Here is a 15,999-nt window from a genome sequence, read left to right on the forward strand (position 1 = left end):
CTATGCGCGCGCCCTTAACCGACTGTGAGGGTGATGTGATCGAGCCCTTACTTGCGCTGGCTGTAGCCGCTGCCCTTGTCATCTATCTCGTCGTCACGCTGCTGCGTCCCGAACGCTTCTGACTTTCTGGAGAATCCTCATGACCATTCCCGGGTGGCTGCAGATCAGCCTCCTTTTCCTCGCCGTGCTCCTGGTCGTCAAACCGCTGGGGCTTTACATGGCGAAGGTTTTTTCCGGCCAAAGAACCCTTCTTTCTCCTGTCCTGAGCCCCATCGAACGCGGCATTTACCGCGCGGCCGGGACCAGCATGGACAAGGAACAGAACTGGCTGGCCTATACGCTGTCCATGCTTGCCTTTTCGCTGGCGAGCTTTGTCGTTCTTTACGCCATCTTGCGCCTTCAAGCCTATCTACCGCTTAACCCGCAGGGCTTTGCAAACGTGCCGCCGGATTTGGCCTTCAACACGTCCGTCAGCTTTATCACCAACACCAACTGGCAAAACTACGCCGGTGAAGCGACCATGAGCCATCTGAGCCAGATGGTCGGATTGACGGTGCAGAACTTCCTGTCTGCGGCCGTAGGTATCGCGCTTGCAATGGCCTTTACCCGTGCATTCATGCGCTCGCAGGCCAGCACGCTGGGCAATTTCTGGGTCGATATGACCAGAGCCACGCTTTACGTACTTGTGCCGTTGGCCATCGTCATTGCGATTGTCTTCGTTTGGACGGGCGTGCCGCAAACGCTGGATGGCAGTGTCACGGCAACAACGCTGGAAGGCGCACAACAGGTCATTTCGTTAGGCCCCGTCGCAAGCCAGGAAGCTATCAAGCAACTGGGTACCAATGGCGGCGGGTTCTTCAATGCCAATGCTGCTCACCCATTTGNAAATCCAACAGCATTTTCGAACTACGTCAACATCTTCGCGATGCTGTGCGTATCATCGGCGCTCGTCTACACATTCGGCCAGATGGTGGGCAACCGCCGCCAGGGCTGGGTATTGCTGTCGGCTATGGCGATCCTGCTGATCTCAGGTGTGACGGTCATTTACTGGGCGGAAGCCTCGGGCAATTCCATCTTGACCACGCTTGGTGTCGATGCGTTGCAGGGCAACATGGAAGGCAAGGAAGTTCGCTTCGGCCAGGCTATGACCGCTCTTTATGCGGCGGTGACAACTGGCCTTTCAAACGGTGGCGTCAATGGCATGCACGGCTCCTTTACCGGCCTTGGTGGATTGGTGCCGATGTTCCTCATCCAACTAGGCGAAATCCTGCCCGGCGGCGTCGGCTCCGGTCTTTACGGCATGCTCGTCTTTGCACTTCTGGCCGTCTTCGTGGCTGGTCTGATGGTGGGACGTACACCGGAATTTCTGGGCAAGAAGATCGAAGGCCGGGAAATGAAATGCGCCATGCTGGCCGTTCTCATCCTGCCGGTCGCCATTCTCGGCTTTTCGGCGGTGTCGGCCATGCTGCCCATGGCGATGGCCAGCATTGGTACGGCAGGCCCGCACGGTCTTTCTGAAATTCTCTATGCCTATACGTCGGCTGCGGGCAACAACGGCTCGGCATTCGGCGGCCTTTCCGGCAACACGACCTGGTACAATACGACGCTCGGGCTCGCCATGCTGCTGGGTCGTTTTGCCTACGTTATCCCAGTCATGGCCATCGCAGGATCGCTTGCAGCAAAGGTCCGTGTTCCCGCCTCAAGCGGCACATTCCCGACCGATGGCCCCCTGTTCGTCGGCCTTCTCATCGGTATCATCATCATCCTCGGCGGGCTGCAATATTTCCCGGCTCTGGCGCTCGGTCCCATCGTAGAACATTTTGCGATGCTGGCCGGTCAGACCTTCTAAAGGAAAACTTTTCATGTCACAAAAGCCAGAAAAACCTGGTCTTTTCGATCCAGCTATCATCGGTCCCGCCATCCGGCAGGCCTTCGTCAAGCTCGATCCCAGACAACTCTTCCGCACACCTGTGATCTTCGTGACTGAAGTGGTGGCCGCCATGGTGACCATCATCTTCATCCGCGATCTGCTGATCGGTCAAGGCACTGCCACCTTCTCCGGCCAGATTGCCGCCTGGCTGTGGTTTACGGTGTTGTTTGCCACCTTTGCCGAAGCCGTGGCCGAAGGCAGAGGTCGCGCACAGGCCGAGAGCCTGAAGCGCAGTCGCTCCGATCTCACGGCGCGCCGCATTGATGCCAATGGCGTGGAACAAGCCGTTCCCGCCACCATGCTTGCGGTGGGCGATGTCGTCGTTGTCGATGCCGGAGAACTCATCCCCGGCGACGGCGAGGTGATCGAGGGTGTCGCCTCCGTCAACGAAAGCGCCATCACCGGCGAATCCGCACCTGTCATCCGCGAATCCGGTGGGGACCGCTCCGCGGTTACGGGCGGGACACAGGTTTTGTCCGACCAGCTCNAAATCCGCATCACCANCCCCCAGGGTGCAAGCTTCGTGGACCGCATGATCGCGCTCATTGAAGGTGCAGAACGCCAGAAGACACCCAACGAGATTGCTCTGTCGATCCTGCTGTCGGGCCTGACGCTGATATTCCTCATCGTGGTCGTCACGATTTGGGGTCTCGCAGGCTACTCCGGCACGGTCCTTTCCGTCACCGTTCTGGCCGCTCTGCTCGTCACGCTCATTCCCACCACCATCGGCGGGTTGCTGTCGGCCATCGGTATTGCCGGTATGGATCGCCTGGTGCGCTTCAATGTCATCGCGACCTCTGGTCGTGCGGTCGAAGCGGCTGGCGATGTCGATACGCTGCTTCTTGACAAGACAGGCACGATCACCTTCGGTAACCGTATGGCGGCGGATTTCATTCCGGCACCCGGTGTCACCCAGCATCAGCTTGCAGAGGCCGCACTTCTCGCCAGCCTGTCTGACGAGACACCGGAAGGCCGCTCCATCGCGGCACTTGCCACCGGCGAGTTTGGCCTCGCTGCACCGAAGGTCGTGGTGGATAATACCATTGCATTCAGCGCGCAGACCCGCCTTTCCGGCGTCGATATGGGCGCGCACCAACTGCGCAAGGGCGCTATCGATGCCGTGCTGAAATTCACCGGCTTGACCGACAAGGACGCACCGCGTGAATTCCTGCAAGCGGTGGAAAGCGTGGCACGATCAGGCGGCACGCCGTTGGGTGTGGCTGACGGCAAGCGCCTGCTTGGCGTCATCCACCTGAAGGACGTGGTAAAGCCGGGCATCAAGGAACGCTTTGCCGCCCTACGCGCTATGGGTATTCGCACCGTCATGGTCACCGGGGACAACCCTGTGACCGCAGCCGCCATCGCGTCTGAAGCCGGTGTCGATGACTTCTTGGCCGAGGCAACGCCTGAGGATAAACTGGCCTATATTCGCCGTGAGCAGCAGGGTGGTCGCCTGATCGCCATGTGTGGTGACGGCACCAACGATGCGCCAGCGCTGGCGCAGGCCGATGTGGGTGTTGCCATGCAAAGCGGCACTCAGGCGGCCAGAGAAGCCGCCAACATGGTCGACCTCGACTCCAGCCCGACCAAGCTCATCGAGATCGTCGAAATCGGCAAGCAGCTTTTGATGACGCGCGGGTCGCTGACGACCTTTTCCATCGCCAACGATGTCGCCAAATATTTCGCGATCATCCCGGCTTTGTTTGTCACGACTTATCCGGCACTTGCCGCCTTCAACATCATGGGGCTTTCGACGCCGCAATCGGCGATTCTGTCGGCCGTCATCTTCAACGCCCTCATCATCATCGCGCTCATACCGCTTGCGCTGAAAGGCATCGCCTACCGGCCGTCCAGCGCTGCCGCTCTGTTGCGCCGTAACCTCCTGATTTATGGACTGGGTGGGTTGCTGCTGCCCTTTGCCGGAATCAAGATTATCGATCTCGCCGTTTCGGCCCTGCACCTGGTGTAATCATGCTCAAACTTCTTAGACCCGCTTTTGTCACTCTCGTTCTTCTAACGCTCGTCACGGGCGTTATCTATCCGCTCGCGGTCACCGGCATTGCCCAGGCGGTCATGCCGCAGCAGGCCAATGGCAGCGTCATCCGTCGCGGTGATACCGTTGTCGGCTCTGACCTGATCGGCCAGAATTTTACCTCCGAGCGCTATTTCTGGCCGCGCCCTTCGGCAACCTCGCCTGATCCGTATAATGCTGCTGCTTCCTCCGGCTCCAATTTGGGCACAACATCCTCCAAGCTGAAGGACCGTGTGGCGGCTGATATCGAGCGGCTTAAAGCGGCGGGCGTGACGGGCGCTGTTCCGGCTGATGCCGTCACCACATCCGGCTCCGGTCTGGACCCGCATATATCTCCGGATTTCGCGCAGGCGCAGGTCAACCGCGTGGCTGTCGCCCGGCAGTTGTCAGTGCCGCAAGTGCAGGATCTGCTTCTCAAACACACCGAGAATGCCGCCCTTGGAATTGTCGGTGAACCGCGTGTGAATGTGCTAGAGCTGAACCTTGCGCTGGATGCGCTCAAGAGCTGATACGAATGGCGACAAACGAACCTTACGAGACGAACCGTCCCGATCCCGATGCATTGCTTGCCCTGGCGGAGAAAGACCGCCGGGGCAAGCTGACAANTTTTTTGGGCGCCGCCCCCNGGGTCGGCNAAACCTATGCAATGCTGAACCGCGCCCAGCGATTGCGTGCGGACGGCACCGAGATCGTCGTCGGGCTTGCCGAAACCCATGGCCGCACGGAAACCTCCGCCCTTCTGGAAGGGTTGGAAATCTTGCCACGCCTGTCGGTTTCCTACCACGGCAAGGAATTGCAGGAGTTCGATCTCGATGGCGCGCTGGCCCGAAAGNCCCGCATCATCATTGTTGATGAACTGGCCCATTCCAACCCGGAAGGCTTCCGGCATCCCAAGCGTTATCAGGATATCGGCGAACTCATCAATGCCGGCATCGACGTGTGGACGGCGCTGAACATCCAGCATCTGGAAAGCCTGTCCGACCTTGTCGCCCAGATCACCGGCGTCAATGTGCGCGAAAGAGTTCCCGATACGGTACTGAAAAAGGCGGACGAAGTCTTGCTGGTCGATCTGCCGCCCGCAGAGCTGATCACACGCTTGCAGGATGGCAAGGTCTACCTGCCTGCCAGTGCGAGACGCGCCGCTGACCGGTTTTTCCGGCTTGGAAACCTCACTGCCCTTAGAGAACTGGCGCTTCGCCGGACGGCTGACCGGGTGGACGATCAGATGATCGATTACCTGCGCCAAAACGCCATCGAAGGCCCGTGGGCCACAGCCGAGCGTCTTTTGGTCTGCATCGGCCCTGACGCCTTGTCGGAGAAGGTGGTTCGTGTTGCCAGCCGTCTTGCGTCGGGTCTCAACGCCCCGTGGCTGGTCGTCAACATTTCCCATTCCGACCGCGAAACCATGGACGACGAGGATTTGCGGCGCATCGATGATACGTTCCGGCTTGCCGAAAAGCTGGGTGCAGAAACACGGCGCGTCACCGGTAGCGATTTCGTGACCGAAATCATGAAGCTTGCCAAGCGTGAGCACGTCACGCAGATCGTTATTGGATCGCATTGCCGGAGATGGTTGCGCAATCCGCTGCGCACCAGCCTGGCCGATGCGTTGACGCAGGAAACGAGCGGCATCGGTCTTCACCTCGTTACCGCCGACGAAAATACGCCGCATCGCATCAGGCCGAAACCGGTCTGGCCGCGTTTGCCCACACTTGCCAAACCCTTCGGTATCGCCTTTTTATGCGTGCTGCCGGCAGCATTGATCGGCGCGCTGATCGACCGCATCGTCTACTTGCCGAACATCTCGCTGTTGTTTCTGATCGCCGTTCTCGGTGCCGCCACCTATGCCGGTTTTGCGGCCGCTCTCATGGCGGCGCTCTTGTCGGCGCTTGCCTATAATTTCTTCTTCATCCCGCCGCTCTACACCTTCACCATCGCCTCACCGCATGAGGTCTTCGCCCTCTTCACCTTTGTGGTGGCGGCGGTTCTTGCTGGTAGTCTTGGTTCGCGCATTCGCGAACAGGCGAAAACGGCACGGTCGCGTGCCGCCGCCATGCAGGCGCTCTATGATTTCGCCCGCAAACTGTCGGGGACTGCCGATGTCGATGAGGTCCTCTGGGCCTCCGTCAGCCAGCTGCATGCGGGCATCAACCGCAATATCGTACTTCTCCGCCCCAATGGCGACGCGCTGGAAACCGCCGCCGCCTGGCCGCCTGACACCGAGCTTGGCATTGCCGAAATCGCCGCCGCCCGCTGGGCCAATACACGCAAAGAACCGGCGGGCGCTGGTACCGGCACGCTGCCCAATTGCCGCTTCCAGTTCCGGCCACTCACCAGCCCGCACGGCGTTGTCGGTGTCTGCGGTTACGAGGTTGGCAGCGAGCCGCTCGATTCCAACGCCGAACGCATGTTTTCCGCCATCATCGACCAGACGGCAACGGCCATCGACCGCGCGCGCCTGTCATCGGAAAGCGCCAAACAGGCCGTGCGTCTGGAAAGCGAACGTTACCGCGAAGCCCTTCTATCCTCCATTTCCCATGATCTGCGCACACCGCTCGCTACCATCACCGGTGCCGTCACCAGCCTGCGCGAGCTTGGCGAACGCATGTCGCCGGAAAGCCGCGACGACCTCCTGCAATCCATCGAAGAGGAGGGGGCGAGGCTGAGTCGTTTCGTCGCCAACCTCCTTGATATGACACGGATTTCCACCGGAACCCTGCAAGCCAAACGCGAATGGGTGGATGTCAGCGATGTCGTGCGCTCCGCAGCCGAGCGCGCCCGCAAGTATTTTCCCGCGCAAACCTTCGAGACCGGGATCGCGACGGATTTGCCTCTGCTGCGCGGAGACAGCGTGCTTCTGGAGCAGGTCTTGTTCAACCTTCTGGATAATGCCGCGAAATATGGTGGTGGAGAGCCCGTCAACATCTATGCTCGCAGGGATGGAAAAGAGCTGGTGCTATCCGTCACCGATCTGGGCAAAGGCATCCCCACCGTCGATCTCGACCGAATCTTCGAGAAATTCTACCGCCGCTCCAAGACCGATGGCCGCTCGCCTGGCACGGGGCTGGGCCTGTCGATTGCCCGTGGTTTCGTGGAGGCGCTTGGCGGGCGCATCCATGCCGAAAGCCCGGCGGTCAGAAAGAGAGGCACTCGTATTGTCATGCGTTTCCCGGTAGAGGAGAAAGACCAGACTTTGGGATCACCATGACACTAGCGCGTATTCTCGTCGTCGATGACGAACCACAGATCCGGCGTTTTCTTCGCCCGGCACTTGTTGCTGCGGGCTATGATGTCATCGAGGCTGAAAATGGTGCGGATGCGCTGAAAGCGGTGGCGACTGCTGCACCCGATGCCGTCATTCTCGACCTCGGCCTGCCGGACATGGACNGCAAGGATGTCATAACAAGCCTTCGTGGCTGGTCTACCATTCCCATCATCATTCTGTCTGCGCGTGATCGCGAAGTGGAGAAAATTGCAGCTCTTGATCTCGGTGCCGACGACTACATCGAAAAACCCTTCGGCATCGGCGAGCTCACCGCCCGTATCAGAACCGCCATGCGCCACCGGGCAAATGCCAGCAAGCCTCCTTCCTCAGTAAATGCCGACGGATTAATCATCGATGTCGTTCAGCGCATCGTTTCCCGCGACGGAAAATCCATTCGTCTGACGCCGAAGGAATATGATCTGCTGACACTTCTCGCTTACCATGCCGGTCGCGTCGTTACCCATAGAACTCNTTTGACATCCGTATGGGGTCCAGCTCATGAAGAGGACCTGCATTACTTACGCGTCTTCATCGGCCAGCTTCGTCAGAAGATCGAGCGCGACCCGACGCAGCCCAGGATCGTCCAGACCGAACCGGGTGTGGGATATCGGCTAGTTAGCGATGAAAGCACTGGATTTTGAATCCGTGGCCTTCTGTGGCGAAAGCTGCGTCCTTTTAGCCCACGCTTGCTGCAAGGACCTTTGATATTTCAGTTGCAAGCTGATCCTGGGAATAAGGTTTACCAAGTCGGGTAATGTCCAGTTCCATTCCGTCCGGCAGGTCCGCATAACCTGTCGCAATCAGAATGGGTAGATTTGGAACCAGTTCACGCGCTTTGCGCGACAGCTCGGCTCCGTTCATTCCAGGCATGGNAAAATCGGTCACGAGCAAATCGAACGGCGCTTCATTTGCCAGTATCTCAAGCGCCTGACGACCAGAGTTTGCCTCGACCACCTCGTGTCCAAGGTCTTCAAGCATATCGACGGAGCTCATGGCGATCAAAGCGTCATCATCGACCATAAGGATTCTAAGATGCCGGTTTTCAGCGCGTGTTGAGTCAACGGTACCAGGCATGGCCTGCTGCTGTCCGGCAGTGTCCTCCTCGCTAACGGGAATCCAAAGCTCTGCTGACGTTCCTTTGCCGAGCGTGCTTCTAAGAATGAGCGCACCCTTCAACTGCAAGGCGAGCCCATGGATCATCGATAATCCCAGACCTGTTCCCTTGCCCAGTTCTTTTGTCGAAAAGAACGGATCGATTGCCTTCTTGAGCGTTTCTGTGTCCATGCCAGTGCCTGTATCGGTCACTGACAGTACGACATAGTCGCCTGCCGCCAGTTCAGGCGTGGAACGTGCCAGATTGTCGTCACGCAGTCCGATGGTGATCGTCCCACCGTCTTTCATTGCGTCGCGCGCATTCACGACGAGATTTAGGAGTGCCAGCTCGATCTGATTTGCGTCTCCAGACGCAAACGGCAGACCAGTCGCGATCTCGCGCTCCAGCGTGATGCCGGATCCGGCAGACCGTTTCAGGAGATCATCCATATCGTCTACAAGCCTGAGCATATCAATCGGCTTGACTTGAAGGTCTTGGCGGCGGGCAAATGCAAGAAGTCGTTGGGTGAGCGAGGCACCCCGTTTGGCGCCTTTCATTGCGCCATCTATGAGGCGCACGGCTTTCTCGTCGCCGGGCAGATGTTTTGCCAGTAATTCTAGATTGCCCATAACGGCCATCAGCAGATTGTTGAAATCGTGCGCGACGCCGCCGGTAAGCTGACCGATTGCTTCCATTTTCAGAGCTTGACGAAGCTGTTCCTCCGTCTTTTGTCTATGCTCGACCTCTGCCATCACCTTGTTATGCGCCTGAAGAAGCTCGGCTGTCCGTTCGGCGACGCGCAGTTCCAATGTTTCGTTGAGAAGCCGCTGCTTTTCCGTGGCTTCCTTTCGCTCGGTGATATCGGCGGACACGCCAACCATTTTCACGGCGATGCCCCTTCTGTCTCGGTAAAGCTGGGCCTTGATTTCCACCCAATGCAATGACCCATCAGGCCAGACTACCCTGTATTCGATGGAGTATTCNTTTCCATTTTCCATCGTATCCTGTACCGCAGCCTGCATTCGCTCGCGATCATCTGGATGGACGCTGGCAAGAAGATCGTCATAGTCAAAACGTGCGCCGGGTGGATGCCCGAAGATGGATTTGCATGTATCTGACGTGACCAGCATCTTGGAAGCCAGCTCAAGTTCCAGGGATCCCAGGCGGCCAGCACTCAGCGCTGTCTGGAGCCACCGTTCGCTATCTGCGAGCGCTCCGATCTGCACTCTGGCGTCGAATTGACGTAACCTGTTTCGATATGCTGTTCGCGATACGCTGATAAAGGTTGTCGCATGAAATGGGCGCTCGATGAAGCTGACATTCCCCNAAATTTCCGACAGTCTCAAAGCTGCTGGGTTTCGCTCAGGCCCGCCACCACGATGAGTCAGGACGATGAATGGAAGATCAGACCACGCTAGCTGGGTGCCGATCCACTCAGATAGGGCGCGCAAGTCCGCGGAGCGCAATGTTTCCTCTGTAACGACCACGAATGCAACATCATCGTCAAGCGCCAACACCATGGAGGAAACGGTATCCACGGATTTGGATTTGATGCCAGCTTCTGCGAGCAGGGAAGCAGCAATCTGTGCATCTCTACCGATTGGAGCATAGACGAGGGCGGGATGTTCGAGATCAAAAATTTTCCAAACTCCCGTTGGTCAACGGCAATAGTATCTTTTCAGACGTCAGCACCGGCACGCCGCTCAACACACCCTGGAACGTGGAAACCGGCTCTCCCAGTGTCAAACCCATTTCGCTAATCTTGTATTCGCGTATCGTGTCTTCATGCATGCCGGTGCGCTTCTTAATGACGGAAACGGCTCGCCTTACACGACCAATAGCCTCGAAATAACGAAGCAAAATAACGGTGTCTGCCAGATAGGTTACATCGACCGGCGATTTCATGTCGCCGACAAGTCCGTGTTGCGCCACCGTCAGAAACGTATTGGCTCCCTGTCTGTTCAGGAATTGAAGCAGTTCGTGCATGTGAAGGATCAGCGCGTTCTCTTCCGGCATGGCCGCCTGATAACCGTTGATACTGTCGATAAGCACTGTCTTGGCATCGTAATCTGTGACGCAAGTTCTGACGCGCTGCGCAAATTCTCCAGGTGAGAGTTCCGCAGCGTCAAGCTGCTCGATATGCAGCGTGCCGTCATCCCGCANTTTTTCGAGATCGATACCCATATGCCGCATGCGCTCGAAGAGAAGCTCCAGCTCTTCGTCAAATATGAATACCGCAGCTTTTTCCCCGCGTTTGACCGCAGCATCCACGAACTGAAGTCCGAAAGTGGANTTTCCGGTTCCCGCCGGACCGATAAGCAGTGTGCTGGAGCCGCGACTGACACCTCCGCCAAGCAAGCCGTCAAGCTGGTCAACTCCGCTGCTCAAAATGTCTCGAGAAAACGACGTTTTGTGTTCAATGGCCCTGAGACGGGGAAATACTGTCACACCACCGGTGCGAATGACGAAATCATGATATCCACCCCGGTACGACTGACCGCGATATTTCAAAATTCTGACACGGCGGCGTTCAGGACCATAATTGGGTGACAATTCTTCGAGGTGAACAACCCCATGTACGACGCTGTGAACGGTTTTATCCAACACATCGGCCGTGAGATCATCCAGAAGCAGAACCGTTGCGCCGGACTTCGAGAAGTAGTGCTTCATGGCCAATATCTGTCGGCGATATCGCAGGGAACTCTGCGCGAGCAAGCGGATTTCGGACAGGCTGTCGATAACGACCCTATCGGGCTTTACGCGTTCAAATTCGCCGAAAATGAGTTTCGTCGTTTCGCCAAGCTCCAGATCGGAAGAGTAGAGAAGACTTTGCTGCTGGTCGGCATCAAGCAGATTTTCCGGCGGTACAAGTTCGAATATCTCGATGTTCTCGTGTAGCTTCATATTGTGAGAAGCGGCACTGTCGCGCAATTCGTCTTCAGATTCCGACAGGCTTATATACAGGCACCGCTCGCCTCTTACCGCGCCTTCTATCAAAAACTGCAGAGATATTGTCGNTTTACCGGTGCCNGGGGATCCCTCAAGCAAAAACACATGACGCCGGGACAGTCCTCCAGATAAAATATCATCAAGACCCTCGACGCCCGTAGTTGCTTTATTATCCATATCTCGCATGGTTATTCCCGATTTGTCGTTTTTAACAATGACTTTATCATCCGCAATGACGAACGAAAGTTTTATATTATCGACCTACAAAATGCTCTCCGAGGGCTTTCTGTTCCAATCGGGGTCGGCCAACATAAAGAACTTCTGCGTTTTTTAGGATGGGTCCTTGTCGAGAAGACAGGGTTCTGCGAGAGCGATGAAAGATCAAAAGAAGGAGTTTTTCAGTGACGTTGAATGAAGCCGAGACGCAGCAACTGCGCCTTGAGGCACGCTATGGTACCGCCAGCGATTTTTCGCCGCCATTCTGGAACAGCACGATTGATTCTCTGCTAAACCATCGTTCCATCCGGTCATATTTGCCAAAGCCATTGCCGCAGGGCACCCTGGAGCTTTTGGTGGCGGCAGCGCAGTCGGCACCGACCTCCTCCGGTCTTCAGGCGTGGAGCGTCGTTGCCGTTCAGGACCCGCAACGCAAGGCCCGGCTTGCAAGCTATACGGGCGGGAATGCACATATTCTTGCAGCACCTCTCTTCCTTGTCTGGCTCATCGATCTGACGCGGCTGAGAGCGGTGGCTCGTCAGCATGGCAACGAGGGTGAAGGTCTCGACTATCTGGAGAGTTTCCTCATCGGCACGATCGATGCCGCTCTAGCTGCACNAAATGCGGTAGCAGCAATCGATTCCCTTGGCCTTGGCTCCTGTTACATCGGTGGCATTCGCAACCAGCCGCAAAACGTAGCGCGTGAGCTTCAATTGCCGCCGGAAACAGTCGCGGTGTTCGGTCTCACGGTTGGCTATCCAGATCCGAATGTGATCACCGATGTCAAACCGCGCCTGCCACAATCGTCTGTTCTTTTCCATGAGACATTTTCGGGGTCGGCGGCAGAAGACCTCAGCGCTTACGATGACATCATGAAGGCGTTTCAAACAAAGCAGTCGCTTCCGAAAGTGGGTTGGACTTCATCTGTCGCAAAGCGAGTCGAAAATGCCGATGCTTTGAGTGGACGGGCGCAATTATCGGGAATCTTGCGCGAGTTTGGTTTCCCGTTGAAGTGAGAAACTGGAAAGATTTTGAACCTCGCAAGGTGTGCTGTTAACCGATTTTTAGCGGTAAGATGTTGGGGCTTTCGGGAGTTAACCCTTTGTTAGCTATGCTATTAAAGTTTTAGTCAAATTCTAATGGAATTGAGGAACGAGCCTTACCTTTGTGCCATTTGTAGCCAAGATCGCAGCCAGCAGCGCAATCGCAGATGCGTTTTGGATATTCAATGGCCCGTTCGGCCACCTCGAGTCTATGTGGAGTNAAAACTATGTCGAAGACCCTGAAATCAGTTGGGATTGTAGCAATCGTTTCTCTGGCGGCGTTTCCTGTTCTGTCGGCCGACCTTTCAAACTATGAAGCCCCTCCCGCCTACACCGAAGCACCAAAGTCTTCTTGGACAGGTGCTTACGTAGGTGGCCATATCGGCGCGGCTATGCCAAGCGCCAATCCATTCAAGGGCGGCAAGGGCCTGGCGCTCGGCGTACAGGGTGGCTACGATTACGACCTCGGCTCGGCCGTCGTGGGCGGTGAAGTCGAGGCGACGCATCTTGGCGATGCCAAGCAGAAGGTGCCGAATGGCAACCTGCGTGAGCGCTGGCGCGCAGCCGCGAAAGTTAGAGCTGGCGTCAAGATGGACGATACGCTTCTATACGGTACAGCCGGTTTGACTGTAACAAGTCTGCGCGATGGCAATAACGTAACCGGTCCCGATGGCATGAAGGAAGGCTATCTGCTCGGTGCAGGTGCCGAACACCGCTTCACACCACAGATTTCTGCAAAGGTCGAATACAACTACGTCGCAACGGATGACGTTCGCACCTTCTCCAACGGCGTAGCATCGCACACAGACCTGAGCGACCATGTCGTCAAAGGCGGTGTCAACTATCGCTTCTAATATCACGACAGGCGGCGGATTTGAGAATTCGCCGCCTTCTACTTTCAATACCCGGTTGCGCCCGGTGACTGATGGGGACCGCGCCCCAGCTCCGTATCGCCCTGCTCAAACTATGCGTCACATCCGACAGTACTGCTCGCCTTGAAAGCTTCATGTAAGCGGTCAATGAAAAACTGTTTCGTTGATGAACGCTTCGATTATATCGGCTTCGGCATTTCTTTGACATCCGAGACTCCAGCCCCGATAAATATCGGTGGAATTTCTACAAGCAAGCCAGTTGTCTTGCCCTCATCTATGATGTTGAACACGGCATCCAGCATGCCTTGCACATCTTGTCGAACCATCTCGATTTCGTCCCCCAGCAATGCCGCGAAGGGGTCCCAGTCGAAGCAGCCAATGACCGGAGTGCGGTTTTGGTAGTACCCGGATCGCTTGATCCAGCGCATTACGCCTTCCAGTGAGATGGTTGAGTTCACGAACATTCCGATAGGCAGCGGATCACCAGAGGCTGCAAGTGCTTGAAGGGAACTCTCGGCCTTTTCCGGGGCGTAGCCGGAGGCGAGAATATGCGTGTCGTCGACGGCGATGCCGATATCGTGGTGAGCCGCGCGAAAACCCCGTACACGCTCAGCTGTGTTGTGGTCACTGCCGCGACCACCGATGAAGAGGAGGGGTCGGGATGAGCCCAGCTTGCGTTTGCTGTTGGCCAGAATGCGCCGGGTCAGTTCGTATGCTCCGCCGAAATTGTCGGAAATGATCGATGGTGCCTTGCTGCCTGGCAGGTCGAGATTGACACTCCGCGCGCCTGCCTGACTGCAAAGATCGCTGATGCGATCCGGGTCAGTCGCTCCAGTCGAGACCAGCCATTCGACCTGATATGACAAAAGTGTTTGGGCCGCTTCGATCTCGAGCGCAGGATCGCGACGTGTGCAGGTGATGATTGGAAACAGGCCTCGCTCTCGCGCCATCGTCTCAAAAGTTTCGACGATAGACCCGAAATATCGATTGTCGTATTTCGGTACGATCATGCCGATGATCTTCGACTTCTCCCGACGCAGCAGGCTGGCCTGCATATTCACCGCATAGCCCTGTTCCTTGGCGAGCCGGGTGATCTTTTCGGCCAGATTGCTGCTGATTCGGCGTTTTTTCCAGGTTCCGTTGAGCACAGCACTGACTGCGCTGGCCGACGTCTGCGCGAGTGCGGCCAGATCGTAGATGGTTGTCTTCTTCGTCGGTCTTTCCTGATTCACGCATTCCTCCACTTCCAAACATAGACTTGACATCAATTCATCAAAGGAGCAATCTGCTTCATCGATTGAGCAAAGTTGCGCAATCGATGTTAGTGGTTGGCTGTGGAGGGTCGGCCGGGAGGCATCCGAGCTACATTCCAAATGACTGTCGCGCCGGAGATATGCTCCGAGAGCGATTGTTCGACAGTCTCTGCCTCTTGCGGCAGAGACGGAAGAGGTTTGGAGTGAAACCGGAACGTGTCTCTCGGTACAAATTTTGAGTTCNAAAGGAGGAGACTATGAGACTTCGTTCAATGATTGTGGCGTCGGTTGCTGCTGGTGCAATGTTTGCAGGCTCGGCCTACGCCCAGGAAGCGGCTACGGTTGCGTTCCTAATGCCCGATCAGGCGTCTACGCGCTATGAGAACCACGACTATCCAGGCTTCAAGGCCGAAATGTCAAAGCTCTGCGCTAAGTGCACGCTGATCTACCAGAATGCCAATGGTGATGCGGCGCTTCAGCAGCAGCAGTTCAATTCCGTGATCGCTCAGGGCGCCAAGGTGATCGTACTTGATCCTGTTGATTCCGCAGCCGCAGCCGCCCTCGTCGAAATTGCCCAGTCCCAGGAGGTCAAGGTGATCGCCTACGACCGTCCGATCCCTGCAAAGCCGGCGGATTATTATGTCTCGTTCGACAATCAGGGGATTGGTGAGGCGATTGCCAAGTCTCTGGTTGCCCATCTGAAGGCAAGTGGAGTTCCTGCTGGTGCGGGCGTTCTACAGATCAACGGTTCGCCCACCGATGCGGCTGCCGGCCTGATCCGCGATGGCGTGCATCTAGGCCTGAAGGATTCGGGCTACAAGACGCTTGCTGAATATGACACGCCGGAATGGGCTCCGCCCAAGGCGCAGGAATGGGCTGCTGGCCAGATCACCCGCTTCGGTGCCGACATCAAGGGCGTCGTTGCCGCCAATGACGGCACGGGTGGTGGTGCGATTGCCGCTTTCAAGGCCGCTGGTGTCAATCCGGTCCCGCCTGTGACCGGAAATGACGCGACCATCGCGGCCTTGCAGCTTGTCATTTCTGGCGACCAATACAATACGATTTCCAAGCCTTCGGAAATCGTTGCCGCTGCGGCTGCCAAGGTGGCGGTCCAGTTTCTGAAAGGCGAGAAGCCAGAAGCCAAGACCTCTCTATACGACACGCCGTCTGAGCTCTTCATTCCTGCCGTTGTCACGGCGGAAAACATCAAGGCGGAAATCTTCGATAAGAAGATTCAGACCGTCCAGGAGGTTTGCACCGGCGAATACGCTGCTGGCTGCAAGAAGCTCGGCATCACTCAGTAAACAGTCTTTAAATTTGCCCGATCGGATATCCTTGTCCGGTCG

Annotated in this window: 12 protein-coding genes; 9 read left to right on the forward strand and 3 right to left on the reverse strand. The window is 56.8% G+C overall.

Annotated features, from left to right (window positions below; genetic code table 11):
• Positions 1 to 2: 2 nt before the first annotated feature.
• The 6 genes from kdpF to CUC55_RS12860 all read left to right on the forward strand — a co-directional run bounded on the left by kdpF (position 3) and on the right by CUC55_RS12860 (position 7,868).
• Positions 3 to 122, forward strand: a complete 120-nt coding sequence (gene kdpF, locus CUC55_RS12835; protein WP_082760221.1) for a K(+)-transporting ATPase subunit F — start codon at positions 3 to 5, stop codon at positions 120 to 122.
• A 17-nt stretch (positions 123 to 139) separates the two neighbouring features.
• Entirely contained in the window at positions 140 to 1,849 is a 1,710-nt protein-coding gene (gene kdpA / locus CUC55_RS12840; RefSeq protein ID WP_103088104.1) for a potassium-transporting ATPase subunit KdpA, read from the forward strand.
• A gap of 13 nt (positions 1,850 to 1,862) precedes the next feature.
• Positions 1,863 to 3,899, forward strand: a complete 2,037-nt coding sequence (gene kdpB / locus CUC55_RS12845) for a potassium-transporting ATPase subunit KdpB (RefSeq protein WP_103088105.1) — start codon at positions 1,863 to 1,865, stop codon at positions 3,897 to 3,899.
• 2 nt (positions 3,900 to 3,901) lie between these two features.
• Positions 3,902 to 4,471, forward strand: a complete 570-nt coding sequence (gene kdpC, locus CUC55_RS12850; protein WP_067647787.1) for a potassium-transporting ATPase subunit KdpC — start codon at positions 3,902 to 3,904, stop codon at positions 4,469 to 4,471.
• Positions 4,472 to 4,476: 5 nt separating this feature from the next.
• Positions 4,477 to 7,170 (forward strand): sensor histidine kinase, encoded by a 2,694-nt coding sequence (locus CUC55_RS12855; RefSeq protein WP_103088106.1) that lies wholly within the window; start codon positions 4,477 to 4,479, stop codon positions 7,168 to 7,170.
• On the forward strand, positions 7,167 to 7,868 hold the full coding sequence (locus tag CUC55_RS12860) for a response regulator (RefSeq protein WP_103088107.1): 702 nt from the start codon (positions 7,167 to 7,169) through the stop codon (positions 7,866 to 7,868). Before CUC55_RS12855 ends, CUC55_RS12860 begins: the two co-directional genes overlap by 4 nt.
• 34 nt (positions 7,869 to 7,902) lie before the next feature.
• Here the strand turns inward: CUC55_RS12860 and CUC55_RS12865 are convergent, their stop codons facing one another.
• A complete protein-coding gene (locus CUC55_RS12865; RefSeq protein ID WP_425352834.1) occupies positions 7,903 to 9,840 on the reverse strand; it encodes a PAS domain-containing protein in 1,938 nt (645 codons plus the stop codon).
• A gap of 112 nt (positions 9,841 to 9,952) precedes the next feature.
• The gene (locus CUC55_RS12870; protein ID WP_103088109.1) at positions 9,953 to 11,455 is read right to left on the reverse strand and encodes an ATPase domain-containing protein; all 1,503 of its coding nucleotides are present in this window, start codon (positions 11,453 to 11,455) and stop codon (positions 9,953 to 9,955) included.
• A 215-nt stretch (positions 11,456 to 11,670) separates the two neighbouring features.
• Here CUC55_RS12870 and CUC55_RS12875 point away from each other — a divergent pair, with 215 nt between their 5' ends.
• Entirely contained in the window at positions 11,671 to 12,501 is an 831-nt protein-coding gene (locus CUC55_RS12875; protein WP_103088110.1) for an NADPH-dependent oxidoreductase, read from the forward strand.
• Between the two features lie 254 nt (positions 12,502 to 12,755).
• Positions 12,756 to 13,382: an outer membrane protein gene (locus tag CUC55_RS12880; protein WP_067647805.1), complete on the forward strand. Its 627-nt coding sequence runs from the start codon at positions 12,756 to 12,758 to the stop codon at positions 13,380 to 13,382.
• A gap of 197 nt (positions 13,383 to 13,579) precedes the next feature.
• Here CUC55_RS12880 and CUC55_RS12885 read toward each other — a convergent pair whose 3' ends face one another.
• Positions 13,580 to 14,632, reverse strand: coding sequence for a LacI family DNA-binding transcriptional regulator (locus CUC55_RS12885; protein ID WP_067647809.1), 1,053 nt, complete (start codon positions 14,630 to 14,632; stop codon positions 13,580 to 13,582).
• A 278-nt stretch (positions 14,633 to 14,910) separates the two neighbouring features.
• Here CUC55_RS12885 and CUC55_RS12890 point away from each other — a divergent pair, with 278 nt between their 5' ends.
• Complete coding sequence (locus tag CUC55_RS12890; protein ID WP_067647812.1) at positions 14,911 to 15,957, forward strand: ABC transporter substrate-binding protein; 1,047 nt, start codon at positions 14,911 to 14,913, stop codon at positions 15,955 to 15,957.
• Positions 15,958 to 15,999: the final 42 nt, after the last annotated feature.

Source organism: Agrobacterium bohemicum (assembly GCF_002896715.1).
GTDB lineage: Bacteria > Pseudomonadota > Alphaproteobacteria > Rhizobiales > Rhizobiaceae > Agrobacterium > Agrobacterium bohemicum.

What these genes read in the sequence shown, in the direction of transcription:
- kdpF (WP_082760221.1), top strand. Translation starts at nt 3, where the DNA reads ATGCGCGCGCCCTTAACCGACTGTGAGGGTGATGTGATCGAGCCCTTA.
- CUC55_RS12880 (WP_067647805.1), top strand. Translation starts at nt 12,756, where the DNA reads ATGTCGAAGACCCTGAAATCAGTTGGGATTGTAGCAATCGTTTCTCTG.
- kdpC (WP_067647787.1), top strand. Translation starts at nt 3,902, where the DNA reads ATGCTCAAACTTCTTAGACCCGCTTTTGTCACTCTCGTTCTTCTAACG.
- CUC55_RS12890 (WP_067647812.1), top strand. Translation starts at nt 14,911, where the DNA reads ATGAGACTTCGTTCAATGATTGTGGCGTCGGTTGCTGCTGGTGCAATG.